We start from the raw sequence: 22641 nt of genomic DNA, 5'->3' as shown, positions 1-22641 counted from the left end.
ACCGATATCGCGCGCATGGAAAGGGCATATCAACAGATTGTCCAAACTATCGCCGATTTTGAGTGATTGCCGCAATTGCCTGAGATGCCGGGTCAGGCGGAGCGCGACTTTTCTCCGTCGGCAAACAGCGATGAACCGTTCTGATCGATGATCTGCTGCGCCTTCTTGATCGTGTATTCCACGGCATCGTCCATCGAGGTGAAGACGTCGGCACGGACGAACTCCCGCACCAGCACATCGCCGTTCACTTCCTTCTCGATACGGCCTGCCAACCGGAACTGCGAGCCCTCTCGAAGAGGTGCCGGATAGATCAGACAGCCGCCATGCTCGACCGGCTCCACGGAATTGCCGGCCGGATCGGCGGATTTGCTGCCGCCGGAGAAGATCGAAAGGATACTGGACAGAAACGAAGCCATGGCGGCTGCCTAGCATATTCCGCAACCGCCCGGAAGCGGTTATCTCGGAAAAGTCGCAATCGAGCCGGACCAAGATTCCTGTCCCAAATCCGATTCGGAGTGAGCCCCGCATGAGATGGAAAATAGCCGCCACGGTGCCGATCGCGATCGCCGCTGCGCTCTGGCTCGGCAATACGTCGCTGTTTTCGCAATTTCCCGAAGGCAAGCCGCTCCGGATCATCGCCCATCGCGGCCAGCACCAGCTCTTCGATGCGACCAATGTCGGCAACGACACGTGTACGGCAAGCCTCATGCCGCCGCCGACACATGACTTTCTGGAAAATACCGTCGCCGGCATGAAGGCCGCCTTCGACGCCGGTGCCGACGTGGTGGAACTCGACGTGCACCTCACGCCCGACAAGCAGTTCGCGGTCTTCCACGACTGGACGCTCGACTGCCGCACCGACGGCAAGGGCGTCACCGAACAGACACCGATGGCCGTCCTGAAGACGCTCGACATCGGCTACGGATATACCTCCGATGGCGGCAGGACCTTTCCCTTCCGCGGCAAGGGGGTCGGCCTGATGCCCGCATTGCCGGAGGTTTTCGAGGCGCTGCCGGAGGGCCGTTTCCTCATCAACTTCAAGAGCCGCCGCAAGGAGGAAGGTGAAGCACTCGCCGCCCTCCTCGATACGGAGCCCGCCTTCCGGCAGGCGACTTTCGGGGTCTATGGCGGCAACGAGCCGACCGAGACCAGCATGGCGCTCGTGACCGGTCTGCACGGCTATTCCGGCCGCTCGGCAAAATCCTGCCTCCTCAATTACCTGGCACTCGGCTGGAGCGGCCACGTGCCGGAAGCCTGCCGCAATGGCCTGGTGCCGGTGCCGGTCAATCTCGCCTTCCTGATGTGGGGCTGGCCGGAGCGTTTCTACAACCGCATGCAGGCCGCCGGCTCGGATGTCATCCTGATCGGACCGTTCGAGGCCTGCGATTCCGGCAGTTCCGGCATCGACGACCGGGAGGCCTGGAACGGGGTGCCGGACGGCTTTCCCGGCCTCGTCTGGACGAACGTCATCGAGAAGACGCGCCCCGAGGTCGATCGGCGCGGCTTCTGCGCCCTGCCCGCCAAACCGGTCATCTGCGCGAAATAGACTTTTCGCCGTCATGGAGCCTGCCTATCATCCCTCCTGTTCGGAGGGAGTGCCGGATGCGGAAAAGTTTTCTGTCATGGCGGGCGATCATCATGGTCACGATGGTCCTCATCACCGCCTTCGGAGTAATGCTGATGGCCGGACCACGCCTGCCTGCCGGCGGTTTTCCCGCTTTCGACAAAGCCCGCCTCGGCACCGACATGGATGCCTATCTCGCGACAACCGAAGGCCGCTTTTCCGACATTCGGCCGGGTGCTGCCAGACATATAGTCTGGGCTGATCCGGCGACGAAGGCCAGGACGCCCTTCGCGATCATCTATATCCATGGCTTTTCGGCATCGGCCGAAGAGGTGCGGCCCCTGCCCGACCGCGTCGCGTCCGCTCTCGGTGCCAATCTCTATTTCGCAAGGCTTGCCGGTCATGGACGCACCGCCCAGGCCATGGGCGAAGCGACGCTGGAAGACTGGATGGCCGACTTTTCCGAAGCGCTCGCGATCGGCGAGGCGCTGGGCGACAGGGTGATCGTCATGGCCACCTCGACCGGCGCCTCGCTTGCGACGCTCGCGCTTGCCGATCCGCAGATCGCGTCCCGCGTCTCCGCCACCGTGTTTCTTTCGCCCAACTACGGCATCAACAGTTTTGGCGCCTTCCTGCTGACGACGCCGGTCGCGCCGCAGCTCTCCCGGCTGCTGCTCGGCTCCACCCGCAGCTTCACACCCTATAACGAACGCCACGCGGCAAACTGGACCACGGAATATCCGACGGTGGCGCTCCTGCCCATGGCGGCGCTGGTGAAGCTCTCCCTGGAAAGCCCGATCGAGCGGACCGGGACGCCGGCCCTTTTCCTCTATTCGGCGCGCGATCAGATCGTCCGGCCGGACAAGGTGCGCGCGATCGCCGGCCGCTGGGGCGGGCCGCATGAGATCGTCGATGTCGGCACGACCGGCGATCCGATGAATCACGTCATCGCCGGCGACATCATTTCACCGGCAACGACCGGGCCGCTCGCCGACAAAATCACCGCCTGGCTGAAGAAGACGCTCGGCGTCAGATGATCAGGCTCGCGAGGATGTCGTTCTCGGTAATGTCCTGGTAGCCCATGCCGGCGGCCTCGAATCGCTCGATCAGCGCGGCGAAATTCTCCGGCCGCGTCGTCTCGATGCCGATCAGGATGGAGCCGAAATTGCGGGCGGATTTCTTGAGGTATTCGAAGCGGGCGATATCGTCTTCGGGGCCGAGCAGGTTCAGGAAGTCGCGCAGCGCGCCGGGGCGCTGGGCGAGCCGCAGGATGAAGTATTTCTTGACGCCGGAATGGCGCATCGCGCGCTCCTTGACGTCCGGCAGGCGCTCGAAATCGAAATTGCCGCCCGAGACGACGCAGACGACCGTCTTGCCGGCCAGCCTTTCGGGTCCAAGCGCCTGAAGCGCTGTGATAGACAGGGCGCCGGCCGGCTCCAGCACGACGCCCTCGACATTCAGCATATCGATGATCGTCACGCAGATGGCATTCTCGGCCAAAAGCAGGACCTGGTCCGGCGAAAAGCGCTTCAGCGCCTCGAAATTCAGGTCGCCGATACGCGCAACCGCCGCGCCGTCGACGAAATTGTCCAGCTTTGCCAAGGTGATTGGCTCACCGGCTTCCAGACTTTTCTTCAGGCTGGGCGCGCCTGCGGGTTCGGTGAAGACGAAGTTCTCCCGCGCCACCACACCGTCGAGGTAACCGGTCATGCCTGAAGAGAGCCCGCCACCGCCAACGGGCATGATGACGAGATCAGGCCGGACACCCGCGGGCAGTTGCCCGACGATTTCGGCCGCCACCGTCGCCTGGCCCTCGATGATGTCGGGATCGTCGAAGGGCGGCACCATGACGCCGCCGATCTCCTCCACATGAGCGCGGGCGGCCGCATAGCACTGATCGAAGATGTCGCCGATCAGCCTTATGGTGATGAACTCGCCGCCGAACATGCGCGTCTTGTCGATCTTCTGCTGCGGCGTCGTCACCGGCATGAAGACCACGCCCGGCACCTCGAAATGGCGGCAGACGAAAGCAAAACCCTGGGCATGGTTGCCGGCCGAAGCGCAGACGAATGTCTTGCCTTGCGCGCCGGCGGCGATCGCCTTGCGGAAAAAATTGAATGCGCCGCGAATTTTGTAGGAGCGGACGGGAGACAGATCCTCACGTTTCAGCCAGATCTCGGCGCCATAACGCCGGCTCAAATGCTCATTCAACTGCAGCGGCGTTTCGGGAAAAATCGCCCGCATTGCAGTTCTCGCGTCGTCCACACCTGCCTTCGTCACGATAAACCGTCCATTGAAATCTGAAATCGGTCCCGCTATGCCATAAGCACTCGGTCCAGACAAAGCTTCTTTCTGTTGCCGCCAACCTGGGACAACCTATTCTTGAACGCCAGTCTTCTCCGGTCCACTATCTATATCTCGGCGCTCTGCGGCCTCTATCTTTCCGTCGCGATGTTCCTGCCGGCGATTGTCGACCTTTACAACGGCCACGACGACTGGCAGGTCTTTGCCATGTCCGGTGTCATGGTGGGCGGCTTTTGCGCGGCGGCGGCACTGGCGACGCGCGGCCCTCCGCCGGTCTTCAACAAGCGCTTCGGCTTTCTCCTGGTCAACGTCCTGTGGCTGGTCTTCTCGATTGTCGGCGCGATCCCGCTTTTTCTCGCCGAATACAACCTCTCCTTCGCGCAGGCGCTGTTCGAATCGATATCGGGAATCACCACCACGGGCTCGACGGTGATCGTGGGGCTCGACGACCTGCCGCCGGGCATCCTGCTCTGGCGCTCCCTGCTCTGCTGGCTCGGCGGCATCGGCATCGTCGCGCTCGGCCTTTTCGTGCTGCCCTTCCTGAAAGTCGGCGGCATGTCGATCTTCAAGCTCGAATCGTCGGAAACCGACAAGCCTTTCGCGCGCCTGGCGAGTTTCACCCGCGCCTTCCTTGCCGTTTATGTGGCTCTCACCATCGCCTGCGCGATCGCCTACGACCTTGCCGGAATGAGCCATTTCGACGCGGTCAACCACGCGATGACCACGATCGCGACGGCCGGCTTTTCAACGCATGACGCCTCGTTCGCCTTTTTCGACAGCAACGCGATCCTGGTGATCGGCACGATCTTCCTTGCGATTTGCAGCCTGCCTTTTTCGGTGCTCATCCTGCTTGCGGTCAGGAACCGGCTTGATGCCGCGCGCGATCCGCAGATCCTCGTCTTCCTGGGCTATCTTTGCGGCATCTCGATCGCTCTTGCCGTCTATCAGCACCTGAGGAACGGCGTGGAGATGAGCAATGCACTCATTCACGCATTCTTCAACATGACGTCGATCGTTTCGACAGGCGGCTTTGCGAGCGACGATTACACGCAATGGGGACCGTTCGCCGTGCTGCTCGCCTTCTTCGCGACCTTCGCCGGCGGCTGCTCCGGTTCGACGGCCGGCGGCATAAAGGCCTATCGTTTCGTGGTAATATTCAATGTCGTCCGCGCCGGGCTCAGCCGTCTCGTCTATCCGAATGCGATGTACACCGTGCGCTATGGCCGCGTCACGGTGGATGCCGAGACCCAGCGCGGCGTCTTCCTGTTCGTCAGCCTCTACATCTTCCTGTGGGTGGTCGGCAGCATCGGCATGACGCTGTTCGGCTACGATATCCTGACAGCCACCTCGTCGGTCATTACCGCGCTCTCGAATGTCGGCCCCGGCATCGGCCCGATCATCGGCCCGGCCGGCAATTTTTCCACGATCAGCGATCCTGCCCTCTGCCTCCTTTCCCTGATGATGCTGCTCGGGCGTCTCGAAGTCCTGACCGTGCTCGTGCTGCTGACGCCGGTCTTCTGGCGGCATTAGGCCGGAACGCGCAGGAAACGGACCGGGCCGCCGGGCCGGTCGTCATCGAAGACCGCACAGGAAAGCGCGCCGCCGAAGACGCAACCGCTGTCGATATTGGTGCGGTTGCCGACCGTCCTCGGATTGCCGGAAAAGGGCGTATGGCCGTGGCAGACATGCCTTCCCCAGAAATCCGCCGTATAGTCCTCGGGAAACCGTTTCCAGAGCAGATCATGCTCCCGCTGCCGGTCAAGCGGCAGGGTTTCATCGACGCCCGCATGCACGAAAATGCGGTGATCATCGACATGGATCGCCGGCAGGGCCGCGCACCATTTGACCACGCCATCCGGCACGGTGCCGCCAAAGGAGGCCAGCGTTTGATACCCCCCGTTTTCAACCCAGATTGCCATCTGCCGACCGCCATACCGGCAGGCGCGGACCATCATGTCCTCATGATTGCCCTTGAGGGTCGTCCAGCGCCAGCCTTCCTTGCGGGGGCCTGCCATGAGGAGATCGAGCACGCCCCGGCTGTGCGGACCACGGTCGATGTAGTCGCCGACAAACACAACGTGGCCCGAAGCCTCCTGCTCCTCCACGTGGCCGAGCATGTCCACAAGCTCCCGCAGGCAGCCGTGGATATCGCCGATGGCAAAGGTAAAACCCAAGGCATTTTTCCCTGACGAGGTTCATCAAAAGGAATTCTAGCAGAAACCGCGATGGACGTGGTGCGGACGACGGGGATCGAACCCGTATGACCGAAGTCGAGGGATTTTAAGTCCCTTGCGTCTACCAGTTTCGCCACGTCCGCGCCGCCGCTTTTTCAACGTCTTAGGCGAAAAAAGCAAGAGCATGTTTTGCAGTTGATCCCTCGCGTTTTGCAAATGCCTGTTCTCTCGGCGTTCTCGCCCTATCATCTATCGGATGATAGAGATCCCTCCCCCAGCCGTTTCTCCGGGAAACGAAAACCGCCACCTATTCTGCCAGATGGCGGTCGAACTGCCATTGCAGGATCTCATAGAAAGCGCGGTCAAGGTGGGCTGGGATGATAAGGAAGTGCTGGCGTCCGTCATCGAGGTCGCGGACAATCTCATGCTGGCGGCCGGCGCCAATGCGGAGGTGGAAGCGCTGTTGCAAGGACTGAAGCGGAAGCTGGAATAGTGGTGAAAAGGAGAGATCCTTTCGGCCCGTCTATTTACATAACATCCACAGGTCGCCTGCCTATATGGGACACGCCTTGACTATTCCGGCGACGATGGCAGGTTGCACGTATGACCCCTGCCCGCTTTTCAGAGTGCCTGCTGCACATTCGCTGGACGCCGATCAACATAGCGTCGGCGCGGCAATGTGAGCTGTCATGGATCGAGGCAATGGAGGCTGGCAACGAGGAAGTGCCGGCTGGCCTTGCTGCGTGGCTTGAGACACTGGCATAAGCGCACGAGGCTCTGCCACCACCGACGACATACCGTGCCAGACCGGAACATAGCCCCTCTTCTGCAGTTCGACATTCAGGATACGCGCGTGGCGAAGTGATCTCTCCGCAGATCCCCGTTGATGAACCGCAGCGATCCGGAAGCCCGCTTGAGCTCCACTCGGCGGGGCTTCAGCTCCGCCGCAGATCAAGCTCGGTGGTGACAATCGACCTCCCCGATGACAGGTCCTTATCGATCGTCCGGATGCGAAGCCTGTCGGCGCCGACTTTCTCGATCGTCATCCTTGCGGCCCGGTCACCGTAGATCTCGTTCGCCCATGTCACATCAAGATCGATCGTATCGCCGGCCCGGCTCCCCGCCAGGGAAGACGGCTTACCCGAGACGCCGACATACGTTCCTGAATACGATCCACCGCCCGCCTTCACCTTCGCCCTGAACGTGCGTGTCACAACGACCATGGCTCGGCAACTGCCGTCCATGGAAAAGCTCTCCGCTTCCGCTGCGGACTGCATGCGGCAGGAGACGTTGACGTTGTCCCCGCCGAGCTTCGTCAGGACCTTTCCGCCACCGGTCCACTGTCCCTCGATCGACTTGAGAAAATCCTCTTCGGACGCGAACGCTCCGGAGGAAAGCAATGATGCCGCTATCAGAGCAGCAAAAGGCAAAACGCGCATCGGTCTCATCCTTTTTGTTGTTGAAGCAGAACCGATGTCTTCGATGCTTTGTTCCGACTGACATCCCCACCCTTCCAATTACGCGCCCCTCCGGTCGCTTCGGCGAGCTTTTCTTTTCCAGCATTGCGATTGACCCGCGAAAACCATACCTAGAGGTCATGGCGGCGCCCTATGGAAAAACAGCGGAATTGCTATGGCTTGGATAATTGGCGCTGTGGCCGTCATCACGACGTTCTGGTTTTCCCGCAAGGCCGGGGCCGTCGTACTCGGCATACTCGCAGCCATTTATGTCGGGCTGTTTTTCACCGCTGAGCGGGGAGACCATCAGGTACAATCGAACCGACCCGTCTCAATCGTGGCCGGCCCCGACCCACAGCTATGCCCGGACCCAAGCACTCCGGTCGCCGTCACGTTCACAAACAATACAGATAGAGCTTTGCAGGAGATATCCTTCAGCCTCATTGCCAGGCAGAGCGGACATAGCTCGACAATCTACAGGGCTTATCATCGGAGCGATAAGATCGTTGCGCCTGGCGAAAGCTTCTCGACCTGCTACGGGCTAAATCCTCTCTCTTTTTCCAATCGTACGATCCAATACAATGCTCGCGAACTGGATTGGTTCGCGGAAATCTCCCTTACGCGATTTGTGAGCCAGTGATCGCGGAAATCCCGTGTCACTCCCCCTCCAATTACTCCCCTCGGAAGCCAACAGGGTGCATCTCCCGCCTAACTGGTTGATATTCGCTATAGTAGTGGTCGCATGGGCCGCCGCGGCACGCGTCCTATTCAACCCGCTGACCAGCGCTATGAAAGTGGGTATCTGTTCGGCGCCATCTGTCTCGCGCGGGGAACGGGAGCGGCACTGGCGATGCCCTTCGCCGACATCCTCGATGCAAAATCCAAGGACAACAGCCTCGAGAACTGCGCCGCAGTTTGCATCAAGTGCCACAAGATCAAGACTGCCAAGCACGACATCCCGACCGCCGCGAAGACGGTTCGCCAGCAGGACAAGGCGGGTAACATCAAGACTTCTCACGCCAACCCAATCCGCGGCGCCGGCTTCCCCAAATCAGAAAAAGCAGCCTATCGGCGGCCGAAACTGTCCCTTCCATACAGGCCGCTCTATCGCGAGGACCAGCAATGATTCCCTTTTTCCATAGTCTGGACATTTCCTCCGGGCGGGGCCTTACCCAGCCGAGACTTCAATCAGCGTTTCGCTGGTTTCCCCTCTTGGGGCTCAGTCGATGCATCAACGGCCGCGTCGTCACCTGGGTGGTTCTTGTCCTTGCCGGGATTTTGATACGGCTGTTGCTCAGGCTTCGGTTTCGTCTTTTCGTCATCTTTTGCAGTGTTCGGCATTTGCGCGCTCCTTGTCGCGGATCGCGACGATCACTCAATCCCCCAGTCTATAGTTCGTTCCTTATGCTTGCTATCACGGAGGGATCGGCAGAATGAGTGACCTCCTCATGAAACGCCGCGTCGTCTTCTCGGAATGCGGCCTTTACCGATACCTGCTTGAGCACGATTTCGGCGGCACCGGTCCGGTGATCTCACTTGGGATGGTCAATCCGTCCAAGGCTGACGGCGAGAAAAACGATCCGACCATGACCAAGGTCGACGGCTTCACGATGCGCATGGGCGCCAGCAAGGTTCTGGTTTGGAACCTATGCGCTCTCATCAACAAGGACGTGAAGGCGCTAGCTATCGCTGCTGACCCAATCGGGCCGGAGAACGACGCATACATCGCGAAGGCAATCAAGGGCGCCGACATCCACATTGTAGCGTGGGGGCCTTTATCAAAGCTTCCGACGCCATTGCGCACAAGGTGGCATGCGGTGGTGGACGTTTTGAACGAGGCTGGCGCCAAGCCGATGTGCTGGGGAATCGCGCCTGATGGGCAGCCGCGTCATCCGCTAATGCTTGCCTATGCCACTCCTCTCGTACCTTGGGATGCGCCATTTCCCATGCGTCGCCTTGCAGAGCAGGAGGGGACGTGAATGGCTAGATGGACCGGGCCGGAAAGCAAATGGTCTGGCGGTCTCGCTCATTGGGTTGCGGGCGATCGGGCTTTTAAGTCCCTTGCGTCTACCAGTTTCGCCACGTCCGCAGCGGGGAATTTCAATATCTTCGGATGGCGGCAAATGGAAGGGATGCATTATGGGAAAATGTCGTGCAACCGGTTCGCCGGCAGAAGCTTGGTTCTGTCGACTTTGGAGTAGCCCTGCCTACGTCTTTTTGGTTAAGCAGGGTCAATTGCCGCGCAACATCAGAGACCCCTAAAATGCCAGTTCGATGAGTGGGGTTATGTGGGGGTTGATTTTGACTGAGATTATTCCGGTAGCCTTCTCGGCTCGCTGGAGCATGCCTGTGTGCTTCGTTCAAAAGCAGCAAGTGAAGCGGATATCAGGCCCCGCGGATGCCATCCGGCATATGCGGGACTGCTTCATGGACAAATCCGGGCCGTCTTACTCGCGAGCGATTGATATATGTCTGGCCGCCCTTCGCCGGGAAACGGACCCCGATATAGCAAGGGTCTTCTTCCTCGCAGCCTATGAGGACCAACTGGCCAGGGCTCAAAAAGGTCACTAGGACATTCCTCTTGTAGCCGCGTGGACGTCATGGATCGGTAGCAGGCGAACTCGTCCTCGAACGCGCTTCATCACCGGTTCGGCGTTAATGATCGGCGACGTCTATCTCACCTGGCATGAAAAGCGCGACGATCGCTCTTCGCGCTTTTCTTCAAGGTACTATGACGGTTCAGGCCGCAAGCTTGGCGGCCAGCCTGGCGACATGCGCGCCCTGATATTTCGCGCCTTCCAGCTCGATTTCCGAAGGCTGGCGGGAGCCGTCCCCGTTGGTGATGGTCGAGGCACCGTAGGGAGAGCCGCCCTTCACCTCTTCGGTGCCCATCTGGCCGGCAAAGGCGTAAGGCAGGCCGGCGACCACCATGCCCTGATGGAGGAACGTCGGGATGAAGCCGAGGATGGTCGATTCCTGGCCGCCATGCTGGGTGGCGGACGAGGTGAAGACCGAGCCGAGCTTGCCGACCAGCTTGCCCTGCGCCCACAGGCCGCCGGTCTGGTCCCAGAAATTGCGCATCTGCGAGGCGACGGTGCCGAAGCGCGTACCGGCGCCGACGATGATCGCGTCATAGTCTGCAAGCTCATCGACGGTGGCGATCGGGGCTCCCTGATCAAGCTTGTAGTATGAGGCCTTTGCGACCTCTTCCGGAACCAGTTCGGGAACGCGCTTGACCGTCACGTCGGCGCCTGCCGACTTCGCGCCTTCCGCGACTGCATAGGCCATCTTCTCGATATGGCCATAGGCGGAATAATAAAGGACGAGAACCTTCGCCATGATCTTCTCCAATTTGTCTTTCGGTCTGAACAGGGCCGTATCTCGGCCGTAACCGGACCGACATGTAACGCGTTCCCTCGGCCGGGACAGCCCCTGCCCGGTCAACGCACCGTTCAGCATCCGGAGACGACTTTTCGCTTGCCGATCACAAATCCGTAACGAACGTCGTTTCTGCATCCGTCACAACGAAAATCGCTTCTGCCTCGAAAAAATTGGGCTTAGGAGTGTTCGCCCCATGGAGGAATATTCATGCCTGAAGCGTCGCAATCCCCTTCGATCATCACCGCCGCCATGCTTGCCATCGGCGACGAACTCCTGTCCGGCCGCACCAAGGACAAGAATATCGGCCATCTCGCCGATCTGCTGACGCTCTCCGGCATCGATCTCAAGGAAGTGCGCATCGTTGCCGACGAGGAGGATGCCATCGTCGAGGCGTTGAACGCCCTGCGCTTGCGCTACGACTACGTCTTCACCTCCGGCGGCATCGGCCCGACCCATGACGACATCACCGCGGATGCGGTCTCGAAAGCTTTCGGTGTGCCCTGCATCTACGATCCCGATGCGATGAAACTGCTTGCCGACATGTACAAGCGCCGCGAGATGGAATTCACCGATGCCCGGCAGCGCATGGCCCGCATGCCGGAGGGTGCCAGGCACATCCCGAACCCGGTTTCGACGGCGCCCGGTTTCATCATCGGCAATGTCCATGTGATGGCCGGCGTGCCGCAGGTTTTCCAGGCCATGGTCGACAATGTCCTGCCGACCCTCCGCTTAGGCGCGAAGATGCTGTCGCGGGCGCTCCCCTGCCCCTATGGCGAGGGCGATATCGGCACGCTGCTTGCCGAGGTCCAGAAGGCGCATCCGCAGACCAGCATCGGCTCCTATCCGAAATATGACGGGCAGCGGTTTTCGACCGAGATCGTCGTGCGCGCCCGCGACCCGCAGATCCTGGATGCAGCAGCTGAGGCTGTTGCGGAAATGATCGCCGGCATCGACCGGGCGAAGACCCCGACCAATCCCACCGCGGACGCGTGAGCCCGTTTGTCGCGCTATGGTTCTTCTTGACCAGTGTCAAAGTGCGACCCACGTTATTGTCTGAGACTGGCAGTCAGTTTCAGCGCCGTCAGGAGACATCGCCATGGCCTACAAAACCATTCTTGCCGTTCTCGATACCCCGCAAAATGCCACTCAGATCACCGATTTCGGTATCGCGCTTGCCGAACAGTTCTCCGCCCATCTGGTCGGCGTCCATGCCGAAACACTGGCCGCGGTGCCGCTGATCGCGCCGATGGAAATTCCCGATCCCGCCGCCGTGCAGGTGCTGCAGGAAGTGGCGCAGAAGGAAACCGCCGAGGTCGAACGCATCTTCAGGGAGCGGACCGCCAAAGAAGGGCTGTCGACGGAATGCCGCAGCTTCATCTCCTCGGCCGGCTACGGCTCCGTCTCGGTCATGGAAACCGTGCGCAGTTCCGACCTGATCGTCGCCAGCCAGAGCGACCCCGCGCACGCCGACCACCGCGCCGACCTCGAGACCTTTCTCTTCGAAAGCGGACGACCGATGCTGCTCGTCCCCTATACGATGAAGACGCCGCAGCCGATCAGGCGCGTGCTGGTCGCCTGGAACGGATCGCGCGAGGCGACGCGCGCCACCTTCGATTCGCTGCCCTTCCTGAAGGCTGCGGAAGCGGTCGAAATCCTTCTGATCGACCCGCCGGAACGCAATGACCAGACGCCGGAACTGGCCGGAACGGAAATTGCCGCGACGCTTGCCCGGCATGGCGTCAAGGTGACGCTGACGACGCAGGAGACCAGCGGCGGGCTTCCCGCGGCGGCGGCGATCGAAAACCGGCTTGCCGACAACAGCATCGATCTCCTCGTCATGGGCGGCTACGGTCACTCGCGCTGGTGGGAGATGCTGTTCGGCGGCGTCACCCGCAGCCTGCTTGATTCGATGACGGCGCTGACGCTGCTTTCGCGCTGACCCATCGCGCAGCCAGCCGGCCTCTGGACCACGGGGCCGGCGTCCGCATACATACATTGCGAAAATGCACAGCAAATGTCAGCAGGCCTGGCCCGCGATGGCAGGTTTGCGGCCATGCACGAACCCGCTTTACGGGAGTGTCGCCTGGTGCTGAGGTGGCGTCGTATTCATAGCCTTTGAGCAAGCCGAGGCTGCAATCCGACCATGGAGTTCCCTTCAACGAGAGGAACTTGTCATCGCTCCCCCCTCGATTGAGGTCGCTCGACCGGACCATCCGCTTGAGTTCCTAAAAGCCATCAGTCTGCTATGCCAGAGGCCACATCCGGAATGCGCCAAACAGCAGCCGTTGGGCGCACGGCGCACTTTCACGTGGGGGCCGCTAATGGCCCCGAAAGTCATGATTGCTCTCGGGATTTCAGAATAAGCTAGCTCCGCCAATGGGAAAGAGGGCGTGCAAAATTCAGCAGTTGCACGAAATAAAACTGCGAGGCCTTTTGGGGAAAACTGGTACAGGTCGAGGCTATTCCTTTCAGTGTACACGGCCTATGACATTCTCTATCAGTTTTCGCGAACGCATCGCCCTCTATGCCCTTCTGACCGCCCTGACCTCCGTCAGCATCGACGCGCTCTTGCCCGGGTTACGCCAGATCGGCGAAGAGCTTGGTGTCGCACCTCCGCTATCCACGCAGCACGTCATATCGCTCTTCATATTCGGTATGGCGTTCGGTGAACTGCTGTTGGGGCCATTGTCCGATGCGATGGGGCGCAAGAAAGCGCTCGTGCTCGGCCTCGGAGTTTATGCGGTCGGAACTATGACTGCCATGCTGGCGGGATCGCTCGAAATGGTGATCTTGGGCCGGTTCCTTCAAGGTGTGGGCGTGTCCGGCCCGAAGATCGCAACGCGCGCCATGATCCGCGATCAGTTCGAGGGCGATGCGATGGCTCGCGTCATGTCCTTGATGTTCACGCTCTTCATTCTCGTGCCGATGCTGGCCCCCGCCTTGGCACAGGGTGTAATCTCTCTCGCTGGGTGGCGCAGCGTCTTCGGCATCTATCTCGTGATAGCGGGGCTGCTCGGCCTCTGGCTGGTGATGCGACAACCGGAAACATTGCCCGCCGAAAAACGGATAGCTTTCCGTCCGAAATTGCTGCTCCGGAACGGCCGACGCATCCTATCGAAGCGCCGTGTGGCCTTGCTGATCATTGCGACCGGCATCGTGTTCGGGGCGCAACTCCTCTATCTCAGCACGGCGGCCGATTTGTTTTTTGACGCCTATGGAATCAAGGAAACCTTCCCCTTCTATTTTGCAGTATTGGCCACAGGAATAGGACTTGCTTCATTTCTCAATGCAAGGCTCGTGCAGCGTTTCGGGATGGATGCCATGGCGCGTGCCGCCTTCATGGGACTGGCATCGGTCGGTTTTCTGATGCTGCTGGCATCTATGCTTTGGGACGGTCGCCTGCCTCTTGTCGCTCTGATGGGGTTCGCGTTCTCGGCCTTCTTTGCCATCGGGATCCTGTTCGGCAATCTCAATGCCATGGCAATGCGCTCCCTCGGCCAGGTTGCGGGCTTGGGCGCATCGCTGATCGCGTCGGGATCGAGCTTAATCGCCACCGTTTATGCCGTCGGCATAGGAAACTTCTACGACGGCACGACCGTAAATTTGGCGGCAGGCTTCTTTATCTCGGGCGTCAGTTCGCTCATTCTGGCGGAACTGGCGATACGGAGTGACACCTCGCCAGTCGAAGCGGTTCGATAAGCAGAAGCAAAACACGACGGAGCGCACCACGCCGAATGACGATCTAGTCGGGGCTGTCGTTCGATCTCGTTTGATGCTCGCGGCGTCTGTCCAGTTCGCTCGCCTGTTCGCGGGTTATCCCGAGGTCGTCAAGCAGACGGTCGTCGAGTCTCGATAGCGGCCGATTTCCTTGCGCGCTGCGCCGCCCGCAAAGCTTGCGCCTGAGCGCCGCCAAAGCGGTTCTGAACAGGCCACCGTTCACGGAAGCAGCGCCCAAATTCCGTCGAAAGCATATCCGATCGCCAGCGAGCCGATCGCAGCAAGCGTCACGAACCGGCAGAGCGACATCCTGCCGATGGCGCGTTTGCGGCTTCGGGGACCGTGTGGTGCGTGAGACGAATTCCTCCTTGCAGCAACCGCACAATATCTCAGGAGGCTGGCCAAAGTCAGGCCACCACATGGGGTCATTGCCCCATGAGAGCAGAACAAATCGATACCTCGCGCTGGGGCGCCGGGCGGAGTGGCGTACCTACTCGGCCCAATTGATAGAAACGAGCGGACGTACAGCCAATTCTAGGATTTTTTTCAACGGTATCCGCCAATAGCGGTTAATCGCAAACACTTCGATCATGACCGAAGCTTGACCCCCTGGAAGCTGCAATAAGGGCCAATCACCATTGGAGCCCACGTCATGACATCTCTACCTACATCCAACACCGCACCATTTTTCGGCTGGTACGTGGTCGCTGCGACCTTCGTTCTGGCAATATTCGGCTGGGGCGTCGGTTTTTATGGACCACCTATTTATCTGCAGATGGTGGTCCAGCGAACGGGATGGTCCGTCGCACTCGTCTCCACCGCCGTAACGCTGCATTTTCTTGTCGGCGCGGCAGTCGTTGCAAACCTTCCTCGACTTTATCGGTTTACGGGCGTTCCGGTTCTAACCGTCACTGGAGCGGTCCTTCTCGCCCTCGGTGTCGTCGGTTGGTCTGTCGCCGATCAGCCGTGGCACCTATTTGCAGCCGCTCTCCTGAGCGGAACGGGCTGGGTTGCGATGGGCGCTGCGGCGGTGAATGCCATTATCGCTCCCTGGTTTATCCGGAGCCGTCCGGCAGCACTATCCATGGCATATAATGGAGCGAGTGTGGGTGGCATAATTTTCTCACCCTTGTGGGTCATGCTCATTGCTTCGAGCGGGTTTGCACAGGCAGCCATCATCGTTGGTATCTCTATGGTCACCGTCGTGGCCGCCTTGTCTATTCTGGCGTTTTCCAAATCTCCTGATGTCCTGGGTCAATCTCCGGACGGAGCACAGTCAGATCAAGTGGTGCCAAGGACGGCTCCGTCGCTCGCTACGCCCGTGCCAGGCGGTTCGCTGTGGCGCGACCGCCGCTTCATAACGCTGGCAGCGGGTATGGCTGCCGGGCTGTTTGCGCAGATCGGCCTGCTGGCTCATCTGTTTTCGATCATGGTTCCGGTCTTCGGATCACAGGCAGCGGGCCTGCTGATGGGAGGTGCTACCGTTTCGGCAATCGTCGGGCGCACCGGCATCGGTTGGCTGATGCCGCCTTCGGCGGACCGCCGTCTGATCGCGTCCGCAAGCTATGGCGTTCAGATCATCGGCTCCCTAATGCTTTTGGCGACGGATGCAGAGAACGCCGCTACGATGGTTGTCGGTGTCCTGCTTTTCGGCCTCGGCATTGGCAACGCGACGTCGCTCCCGCCTCTGATCGCACAGATGGAATTCGACAAAGCCGACGTCTTCCGCGTGGTGCCGCTGATCGTGGCTCTGAGCCAAGCGACGTATGCCCTCGCACCCGCGCTGTTCGGCATCGCCAGGACCGTCTCTGACCCCGCCGTGTTTATACTGGCGGTGGCGATCCAGTTTCTTGCGGTGATAGCGTTCCTGTGCGGACGGCATAAATGACTGGTTTGGGCCGACTGCCGTCCTGGCAGGATCGCGCCAGGAGCCGTCATTGCGGCAGTGACAGAACGCTGTGTTTTGCGAACTCACGAAATTGGCTGCAATCCGAGGACGGCCCTTGAGACTACGACGGGACAAGATCATGCTCGACTTCGATCCGCTGTATTCCACGTCGAAGATCGCGTCGATCGACGCGTTTATCAACGAGCATTATTCCCTCGGAGGACCGGTTTCTGCAGATTACTTCAACACGGGTTGAACGATGTTTATCTCTCTACCGTAAGCGGTCGCGAGCGTTATGTTTTCCGACTTTCACACCACCGCGCGCGGGCCAGCGGACGTCAAAAGTGAGACGGCATTCCTCAACCATCTTTCGGAGACCGGGGTTCCGGTCGCTGCGCCTCTGCCCACCCGCGACGGCACTTTCTTCCTGCAGGGGTGCGTGCCGGAGCTCGATTGCGAGCTTTCTGTACTGACGGCGACGCGGCGAAGGTCGTCGCGGGCATCGAAGCGGGCTTCGCAATCGGCATTGTCGCCTCGCTGCTCGGCGTGGCGGGAGGCGAGTTGCTCATCCCGACCCTCATGCTGCTGTTCAGCGCTGATATCAAACTGGCGAGTCTTTCACTGGCGGTGAGCCTGCCCACCATGCTGATAGGGCTCGCGCGATATAGCCAGCACCAGAGTTTTTTTCGACCATCCGCCGCAATGGCAGGTTTGTACTGTTCATGACGGAAGGCTCGACTGTCGGCGCGTTCCTCGGTGGCCAGCTCCTCAGGATGGTTCCGAGCTTTGTGCCCCTGCTGCTCTCGGCGGTCAATGTCTGGCGGCGTCAAGAAACGAGACGCTACGCTCTCTGTGTGGAGCTTATGTGCCGGACTTGCGGCCGGTGGCCGCTGACCATCAAGCCCGAGCCAATTAGTGGGTACCGGCTGGTTTCGTTGAAGATCAAGAGGGCGGTCGCGTGGTATGATAAATTCTAGCCGACAATAGGTTCTAAGCCCCCCCGTCGGTCCCGCTGCCCGCGTCGATTGCCGCTAGGATTGCTGTCTGCACGGCCTTGTCCTGCGCCGCCACGGCGGCCGTCAATTTCAACAGGCGATGTCGGGTCTGGTAGAGCTGATCGACCAGAGACAGCAAAACCGGCAGTGCCTCCGCGCCGATCTCCAGTTCATAATGCAAAGTACAGATCAGGCGGATACGTGCGCATTCCATCTCCGAAAAGACCGGAGTACCATCCTCATCCTGTGGCGAGATCAGCGCGTCGCGGATCCAGGCGTCGAGATCGCTTCGCTGAAGCGCATCTATCTGCTCGACAATTTCGTCTACGCGGATCATTTCAGCATCTCCTTGCGCGGCTCGTCCGCGGTCTTCGGCTGCCAGGTCTCTAGGAACGCAGCCAATTCTGGCTCTTCGTCGGCGGGCAGAACGACTTTCAAGGTGATCAACTGGTGCCCGCGCTTGCCGGTCTTGCGGTCGAAGATTCCCTTGTCGCGCAGTCGCAGCGTCTGGCCGGTGTTTGCGCCTTTCGGAATCGTCATTGCGACCGGGCCACTGATCGTCGGCACGTTGATGCGCGCGCCCAGTACGGCTTCCTTCAGCGTGATTGGTACCTCCACATGGATATTGTCGTCCTTGCGGTGGAAAAATGCATGCGGCTCGACATGCAGCTCGACAAAAGCGTCACCTGCCGGCCCGCCGCCGAAGCCGGGCATGCCCTGGCCTTTCAACCGCAACATCTGCCGGTCGTCCGCCCCCTCCGGAATCGACACATTCAGCGTCTTGCCCTCGGGCAATGTAATGGTGCGAATGGCCCCATTGGCGGCATCCATGAAGCTGACAGGCAGTACATAGCTCACATCCTGCCCCCGCGCCCGGAACGGGCCTTGCGACCGTCGCGTCCCGGCCCCGGCACCAAACGCGCGAGCCAGGAAATCCTCCAGATCCTCGTTGCTGGCGAAGCCATCCTGTGCAGCGTGCGAGGCGTAAGCAGGTCCATCGGCAAAATCTCGGTAGTACCGCTGCTGGGGCTTCTCCGCGCCGCTGGCGTCGATCTCGCCCGCATCGAACCGCCGACGCTTTTCCTTGTCTTTCAACAGGTCGTTTGCCGCCGAGATGGCCTTGAACCGCGCCTCGGCCGTCCTGTCATCCGGATTCAGGTCAGGGTGATATTTGCGCGCCAGCTTCTTGAACGCGTCCTTTATCTCCTTGTCGGTCGCGGTGCGGGCCACGCCGAGGATCTCATAAGGGTCGGTCATGCTTTGATCCCATCTCATGCGCATCTTGATCGGCGAAAGGACCTATCAGGGGCCGAATTGCCCGATTGGCTCGCCTGAATCCTGTCTTTCGAAACCTATTCAGAGCGGCGGCGAGACGCAATGGACACGGCAATTATCTGCGCTTCACCTCGCCAGGCGAGGCCGGCTGCGCCCTATCGCTCGATCATCGTTTTGCCGCCCTGGAAATGCAAATAGAAGAGCGCCTTCACAAAGCCGGCTGGTCTGAGGAAGGGAAAATCCCATCTTCTGCGGCAACAGGAATGATTTCATCGGTGGCGCGGTGGCCGACGCTCAAGGCCCGCTCTGGCCGATCTGCCCGTGAGCTTGAGCCCATTGCGCAGGCCGCAACCATTGCCGCGGCGGTTCTCAACTCCGTATCAAGAGGGTTTTCCACACACCGCATTGCAGCTTGAGAATATCCGAAGCACATCCAGTAGGGACGTATCGATCTGCGTCTGCGCGAGGATGGTCCCAGTTCCGAAACGTCTTGCCGCTGCGGATTTCCACGGGGAAGCGGCAAAAAGCGGCGAATCCGCCGGGTCACGGCAGCGACAAAACGAACATCAGTGGTCAGCTCCCACTGGAGCGCGCGAAAGCTCGTCGGTTTCCAGGCGACCGTCGCGCAGCCGGTAAATATGGTCGAAGCGGTCGAGGATCATCTCGTCGTGCGTGACGACGATAATAGCCGCGCTCTGGTCGATCGCGATCCGCCGTAACAAATCCATCACGATGCGGGCGCGGGCGGAATCAAGCGGCGCGGTCGGTTCGTCGGCGAGGATGATGCGCGGCCGATTGGCGAGCGCGCGAGCAATGGCCACCCGTTGGGCTTCACCGCCGGACAGTTGCGCGGGCATTGCGTGCTTGCGATGGCCGACCTCAAGATAATCAAGCAATTCAACAGCATGCTTATGGGCTGCCGCGGCGCCTAGTCCCGCAAGGTGAAGCACCACGGCGACATTGTCGGTGGCGTCGAGGAACGGCAGCAGATTGGGATACTGGAAAATGAAGCCGATCTTGTCGAGCCGCAGCCGGCGCAGGTCTGCCTTGAGCCAATGGTCATCATAGACGGCTTCGCCGTCGAGCGTGAGCTGGCCGCCGCTTGGCTCCAGAATGCAGGCCATGCAGTTGAGCAGCGTGGTCTTGCCCGAACCGCTCGGCCCCATGAGACCGACAACCTGGCCGGAAGGGACCTCGATGTTGATATCGATCAGCGCGTCGACCCGCGCACTCCCTGCGCCGAAATGCTTGGAGAGATGTTCGACCCTTACGACCGCTTGTCTGCCTGGTTCGGTCATGATCTTACCCTGCCGCCGAGAGTGCTTCCGCCGGGTCCACCTTGAGCGCGAGCCGGATGCCCAGGGTGCTCGCGGCAAGGCAGACCACGATCGTGATCGCGAACACGGCCATAACGCTCTCTGGATCGAATACCAGCCGCCGCGGAAAAAAGGGCCTGAAAATAAAGACAAGCGCGAGCCCGGCGACGTAGCCGGTGATTCCCAACGAAAGGGATTGCTGAACGATAAGGCCGACGATGGTGCGATCAGGCGCTCCGACAAATTTGAGTGTGGCGATCGAGCGCACCTTGTCCATAGTCATCGTATAAATGATCAGCGCGATGATGACGGCCGACACGATGATCAGCAGAACCATGATCAGAAGCTGCTGCTTACGCGCCTTTTCGATCACGAACTTGCTCAGCAAAGTCTCCTGCTGGACCTGCGTGAGAGCCGTCAGGTGCTTCCACCGCGAGAGCGCCGCCGCTGTCTCGGCGACCGGAACATAGGGTGACACCTTGGCTATGACAGCGTTGATCTGGTCGTTGGTCTCCATGGATCCCCCGCGCGCCTGCTCGCGCCGCGAAGCCGGAGGTGCCAATTCGAACTGGAGCGCTTGTGCGTCACGCAGAGTAACGTAGGCGACGGGATCGCCGGAAGAAGTGACTTCGTTGCGCATCAGTCCGACAACGGAGAATTTGTGATCACGGGTCCCCAGCATGACTTCTTGGCCCAGCTCAAGACCGGCGGAACGGTCGACGATCATTTCATAGTGGCCGCGCAAGATGTCGCGGCCAGCCGAGAGCTGGCGCGGTCCGCCGGGCCTGCCTGGCTCGAAGCCGATGAGAAACAGGCGGTGCGGTGCACCGTTCAGCTCAGTCTGGACCGATTGATATGTGACAGACCCGGCGCGCTGCACACCGTAGACCCGGCTCACCAGTTCCCTGGTGTCGCCCGGAATGCGCGACGATTCAGCGAACGGCCCATTGGTCCCGGCCTCGACCACCCAGAGATCCGCATTGGCCGCGCGGGCCTGACGCAATGCGTCATCGATCAGGCCGCCATAAACGCCGGTCATCATGATGACGATACCCAATAGCAGGCTCAATCCGAAGTTGGTCAGGACGAAACGCAGGAGATTGTGTTTAATGTCCCGGTAGGCCAAGTTCATCGACTTGCCCCTTCGGCGACCTTTGCTGCACGGCCGACGCGCAGCCCGCTGCGCAACATCTTGAGAACGAGGGCGTGCTCCGGGACACCACCGGTGACCTCAAAACGCCCGTCGAGCAGCCGGTGCCCGAGTGTCACGTTGCGCTGCTCCAGGTATCCGTCCTCGATGGTCCATACGGTCCCGTGATTGCCGCCGAGCCCGGCGATGGCCGTTTCCGGGACCAATAGCGCCTGCGGAAGGCGGACGGTCGTGATGTGAGCCTCAGCCTGTTCACCGAGATACAACTCGTCGGGCTGCGTATCGAACGTGATCTCGACCCGCCGCTCCTCGTTGACCCGGTCGCTTTCCGGCTGGATACGCGCGACGTGGCCGGCGATACGCCTGCCAGGCTGAGATCGCAGCACGATCTCAGCGGGCTCGCCGACGGTGATCTCGCCGGCCTTGCTCTCGTCGACGTAAGCGAGCGCCCACACGGTCTCTGGGTCGATCAGCGTGAACACCGACTCACCCGCGCCGAGCGCGGAGCCGAGTTCCTTGAGGCGCGTGGTCACCATGGCATCGTAGGGCGCCGTGAGGGCGTAAAAGTCCAGTATGGTTGATTGCAGTTGCTGTTGCGCCTTGGCGTCGCCAATATTGGCCTTGGCCACCAGGAGATCGCTTTGCGCCAGATTCACATCGGCCAAGGCTGCGTCCTGTGCCGCTTGTGCTGTCTGCGCCGCTTCAAGCGAGGTGGTATTGCCCTTTAGCAGCGATTGCCGGCGCTCGTTGATGCTCTTGGCATTCGCGTGGTTCACACGAGCCTTTTCGAGACTTGCCGTTGCCCTTTGAAGGTTGGCATCAGCCTGTGCGACGAGCGCGGCCGCGCGGGCAACCTGTGCATTCTGCTCGCGGTCGTCAAGGCGGGCGAGAACCGCGCCCTTGGCAACGCGATCTCCGACATCGGCGCGCAAGTCGATCACTACGCCAGACACCTTGAAGCCAATCCTTGAAGTCACCCGCGCCTCGACCGTCCCGAGACCGAAGACCTGCACGGGCACGTCTTGCTCGGTGCTCGCAACCTGAACCTCGATCGGGCGCAGGAGCATCGCCCATGCGCCGAAACCTGCGCCAATGGCTACGGCCAGCACGACAACGAACGCGTAAACACGAGCCGATCGTCGCCGTGTCCTTCCGATGGCTTGGTCCTGTGCCTTTTCGATGACTGAAGGGTTCTCCTTCATGATCGGCTTTGGAACTTCAAGCATATACGTTCCCTGCGGTGGGGGTGGAGACAGCTCATGCTATCTTTGCTGCGCCCTGGCCGCGGCATTCGCAATGATCTCGATCAAACTGCGGCTTCTGTTTGATTGGCAAGTGTGCGGAGGGGCGCATATGCCGTCGGCCTCCTGTTCAACATGCCGTTTCACTGCGACACACAAGCAACCCGTATGATGAAGGA

General features: G+C 60.5%; 22 protein-coding genes, 1 tRNA gene and 3 pseudogenes. 14 read left to right on the top strand and 12 right to left on the bottom strand.

Annotated features, from left to right (window positions below):
• Positions 1-92 precede the first annotated feature (92 nt).
• Complete coding sequence (locus JL39_RS03255; protein WP_037146240.1) at positions 93-416, bottom strand: HlyU family transcriptional regulator; 324 nt, start codon at positions 414-416, stop codon at positions 93-95.
• Positions 417-526: 110 nt separating this feature from the next.
• Between JL39_RS03255 and JL39_RS03250 the strand changes: the two genes are divergently transcribed.
• Positions 527-1546: a glycerophosphodiester phosphodiesterase family protein gene (locus JL39_RS03250; RefSeq protein ID WP_037146238.1), complete on the top strand. Its 1020-nt coding sequence runs from the start codon at positions 527-529 to the stop codon at positions 1544-1546.
• A gap of 56 nt (positions 1547-1602) precedes the next feature.
• The gene (locus JL39_RS03245) at positions 1603-2601 is read left to right on the top strand and encodes an alpha/beta fold hydrolase (protein WP_037146236.1); all 999 of its coding nucleotides are present in this window, start codon (positions 1603-1605) and stop codon (positions 2599-2601) included.
• On the opposite strand, the gene ilvA is transcribed toward JL39_RS03245, so the two are convergent.
• A complete protein-coding gene (gene ilvA / locus JL39_RS03240; RefSeq protein ID WP_037146235.1) occupies positions 2594-3844 on the bottom strand; it encodes a threonine ammonia-lyase in 1251 nt (416 codons plus the stop codon). The genes JL39_RS03245 and ilvA overlap by 8 nt on opposite strands.
• Before the next feature lie 102 nt (positions 3845-3946).
• On the opposite strand from ilvA, the gene JL39_RS03235 reads away from it, so the two are divergent.
• The gene (locus tag JL39_RS03235; RefSeq protein ID WP_037146233.1) at positions 3947-5398 is read left to right on the top strand and encodes a TrkH family potassium uptake protein; all 1452 of its coding nucleotides are present in this window, start codon (positions 3947-3949) and stop codon (positions 5396-5398) included.
• On the opposite strand, the gene JL39_RS03230 is transcribed toward JL39_RS03235, so the two are convergent.
• Together JL39_RS03230 and JL39_RS03225 are read right to left on the bottom strand one after the other, a co-directional pair.
• A complete protein-coding gene (locus tag JL39_RS03230; RefSeq protein WP_037146231.1) occupies positions 5395-6042 on the bottom strand; it encodes a metallophosphoesterase family protein in 648 nt (215 codons plus the stop codon). The genes JL39_RS03235 and JL39_RS03230 overlap by 4 nt on opposite strands.
• 58 nt (positions 6043-6100) lie before the next feature.
• A tRNA-Leu gene (locus tag JL39_RS03225) sits at positions 6101-6185 on the bottom strand.
• Between the two features lie 194 nt (positions 6186-6379).
• Between JL39_RS03225 and JL39_RS31890 the strand changes: the two genes are divergently transcribed.
• Positions 6380-6535 (top strand): hypothetical protein, encoded by a 156-nt coding sequence (locus JL39_RS31890; RefSeq protein WP_161784732.1) that lies wholly within the window; start codon positions 6380-6382, stop codon positions 6533-6535.
• 442 nt (positions 6536-6977) lie between these two features.
• Here JL39_RS31890 and JL39_RS03215 read toward each other — a convergent pair whose 3' ends face one another.
• Positions 6978-7481, bottom strand: a complete 504-nt coding sequence (locus tag JL39_RS03215) for a hypothetical protein (protein WP_037146226.1) — start codon at positions 7479-7481, stop codon at positions 6978-6980.
• Between the two features lie 214 nt (positions 7482-7695).
• Here JL39_RS03215 and JL39_RS03210 point away from each other — a divergent pair, with 214 nt between their 5' ends.
• Positions 7696-8139 carry a hypothetical protein gene (locus tag JL39_RS03210; protein ID WP_152601026.1) on the top strand — a complete coding sequence of 148 codons (444 nt, stop codon included), beginning with the start codon at positions 7696-7698 and terminating at the stop codon, positions 8137-8139.
• Positions 8140-8247: 108 nt separating this feature from the next.
• Positions 8248-8358 (top strand): annotated as a pseudogene (locus tag JL39_RS31445) (IS630 family transposase); the annotation flags it as partial.
• A gap of 329 nt (positions 8359-8687) precedes the next feature.
• Here the strand turns inward: JL39_RS31445 and JL39_RS31885 are convergent.
• On the bottom strand, positions 8688-8840 hold the full coding sequence (locus tag JL39_RS31885; RefSeq protein WP_161784731.1) for a hypothetical protein: 153 nt from the start codon (positions 8838-8840) through the stop codon (positions 8688-8690).
• Positions 8841-8947: 107 nt separating this feature from the next.
• Between JL39_RS31885 and JL39_RS03200 the strand changes: the two genes are divergently transcribed.
• Complete coding sequence (locus tag JL39_RS03200) at positions 8948-9478, top strand: DUF1643 domain-containing protein (protein WP_244446831.1); 531 nt, start codon at positions 8948-8950, stop codon at positions 9476-9478.
• Between the two features lie 760 nt (positions 9479-10238).
• On the opposite strand, the gene wrbA is transcribed toward JL39_RS03200, so the two are convergent.
• Entirely contained in the window at positions 10239-10838 is a 600-nt protein-coding gene (wrbA, locus tag JL39_RS03185; protein WP_037146218.1) for an NAD(P)H:quinone oxidoreductase type IV, read from the bottom strand.
• A gap of 249 nt (positions 10839-11087) precedes the next feature.
• On the opposite strand from wrbA, the gene JL39_RS03180 reads away from it, so the two are divergent.
• The 6 genes and pseudogenes from JL39_RS03180 to JL39_RS32380 all read left to right on the top strand — a co-directional run.
• On the top strand, positions 11088-11873 hold the full coding sequence (locus JL39_RS03180) for a competence/damage-inducible protein A (protein WP_037146216.1): 786 nt from the start codon (positions 11088-11090) through the stop codon (positions 11871-11873).
• 103 nt (positions 11874-11976) lie between these two features.
• Positions 11977-12819, top strand: a complete 843-nt coding sequence (locus tag JL39_RS03175) for a universal stress protein (RefSeq protein WP_037146214.1) — start codon at positions 11977-11979, stop codon at positions 12817-12819.
• 437 nt (positions 12820-13256) lie between these two features.
• Positions 13257-14579 (top strand): multidrug effflux MFS transporter, encoded by a 1323-nt coding sequence (locus JL39_RS03170; protein ID WP_227702623.1) that lies wholly within the window; start codon positions 13257-13259, stop codon positions 14577-14579.
• Positions 14580-15297: 718 nt separating this feature from the next.
• Positions 15298-16485, top strand: coding sequence for an MFS transporter (locus tag JL39_RS03165; protein ID WP_244446830.1), 1188 nt, complete (start codon positions 15298-15300; stop codon positions 16483-16485).
• 139 nt (positions 16486-16624) lie between these two features.
• Positions 16625-16921 (top strand): annotated as a pseudogene (locus JL39_RS30770) (phosphotransferase); the annotation flags it as partial.
• A 47-nt stretch (positions 16922-16968) separates the two neighbouring features.
• Positions 16969-17309, top strand: a pseudogene (locus tag JL39_RS32380) (TSUP family transporter); the annotation flags it as partial.
• 166 nt (positions 17310-17475) lie between these two features.
• Here the strand turns inward: JL39_RS32380 and JL39_RS03150 are convergent.
• Positions 17476-17817 (bottom strand): chaperone modulator CbpM, encoded by a 342-nt coding sequence (locus tag JL39_RS03150; protein ID WP_037146208.1) that lies wholly within the window; start codon positions 17815-17817, stop codon positions 17476-17478.
• Positions 17814-18737: a DnaJ C-terminal domain-containing protein gene (locus JL39_RS03145; RefSeq protein WP_037146206.1), complete on the bottom strand. Its 924-nt coding sequence runs from the start codon at positions 18735-18737 to the stop codon at positions 17814-17816. The genes JL39_RS03150 and JL39_RS03145 overlap by 4 nt, the downstream gene beginning before the upstream one ends.
• A gap of 65 nt (positions 18738-18802) precedes the next feature.
• Between JL39_RS03145 and JL39_RS31435 the strand changes: the two genes are divergently transcribed.
• Positions 18803-19171 carry a hypothetical protein gene (locus JL39_RS31435; RefSeq protein ID WP_152601025.1) on the top strand — a complete coding sequence of 123 codons (369 nt, stop codon included), beginning with the start codon at positions 18803-18805 and terminating at the stop codon, positions 19169-19171.
• Positions 19172-19321: 150 nt separating this feature from the next.
• Here the strand turns inward: JL39_RS31435 and JL39_RS03140 are convergent, their stop codons facing one another.
• The 3 genes from JL39_RS03140 to JL39_RS03130 are packed head-to-tail and all read right to left on the bottom strand — an operon-like array spanning position 19322 to position 22447.
• The gene (locus JL39_RS03140; protein WP_037146203.1) at positions 19322-20053 is read right to left on the bottom strand and encodes an ABC transporter ATP-binding protein; all 732 of its coding nucleotides are present in this window, start codon (positions 20051-20053) and stop codon (positions 19322-19324) included.
• A 4-nt stretch (positions 20054-20057) separates the two neighbouring features.
• On the bottom strand, positions 20058-21203 hold the full coding sequence (locus JL39_RS03135; RefSeq protein WP_037146201.1) for an ABC transporter permease: 1146 nt from the start codon (positions 21201-21203) through the stop codon (positions 20058-20060).
• On the bottom strand, positions 21200-22447 hold the full coding sequence (locus tag JL39_RS03130) for an efflux RND transporter periplasmic adaptor subunit (RefSeq protein ID WP_052182629.1): 1248 nt from the start codon (positions 22445-22447) through the stop codon (positions 21200-21202). The genes JL39_RS03135 and JL39_RS03130 overlap by 4 nt, the downstream gene beginning before the upstream one ends.
• Positions 22448-22641: the final 194 nt, after the last annotated feature.

The sequence above is a fragment of the Rhizobium sp. YS-1r genome (assembly GCF_000757525.1).
In the GTDB taxonomy this organism is placed as follows: Bacteria; Pseudomonadota; Alphaproteobacteria; order Rhizobiales; family Rhizobiaceae; genus Neorhizobium; species Neorhizobium petrolearium.
Note: the sequence above shows the minus strand (reverse complement) of the source record. Positions and strands in the feature narration are given on the sequence as shown.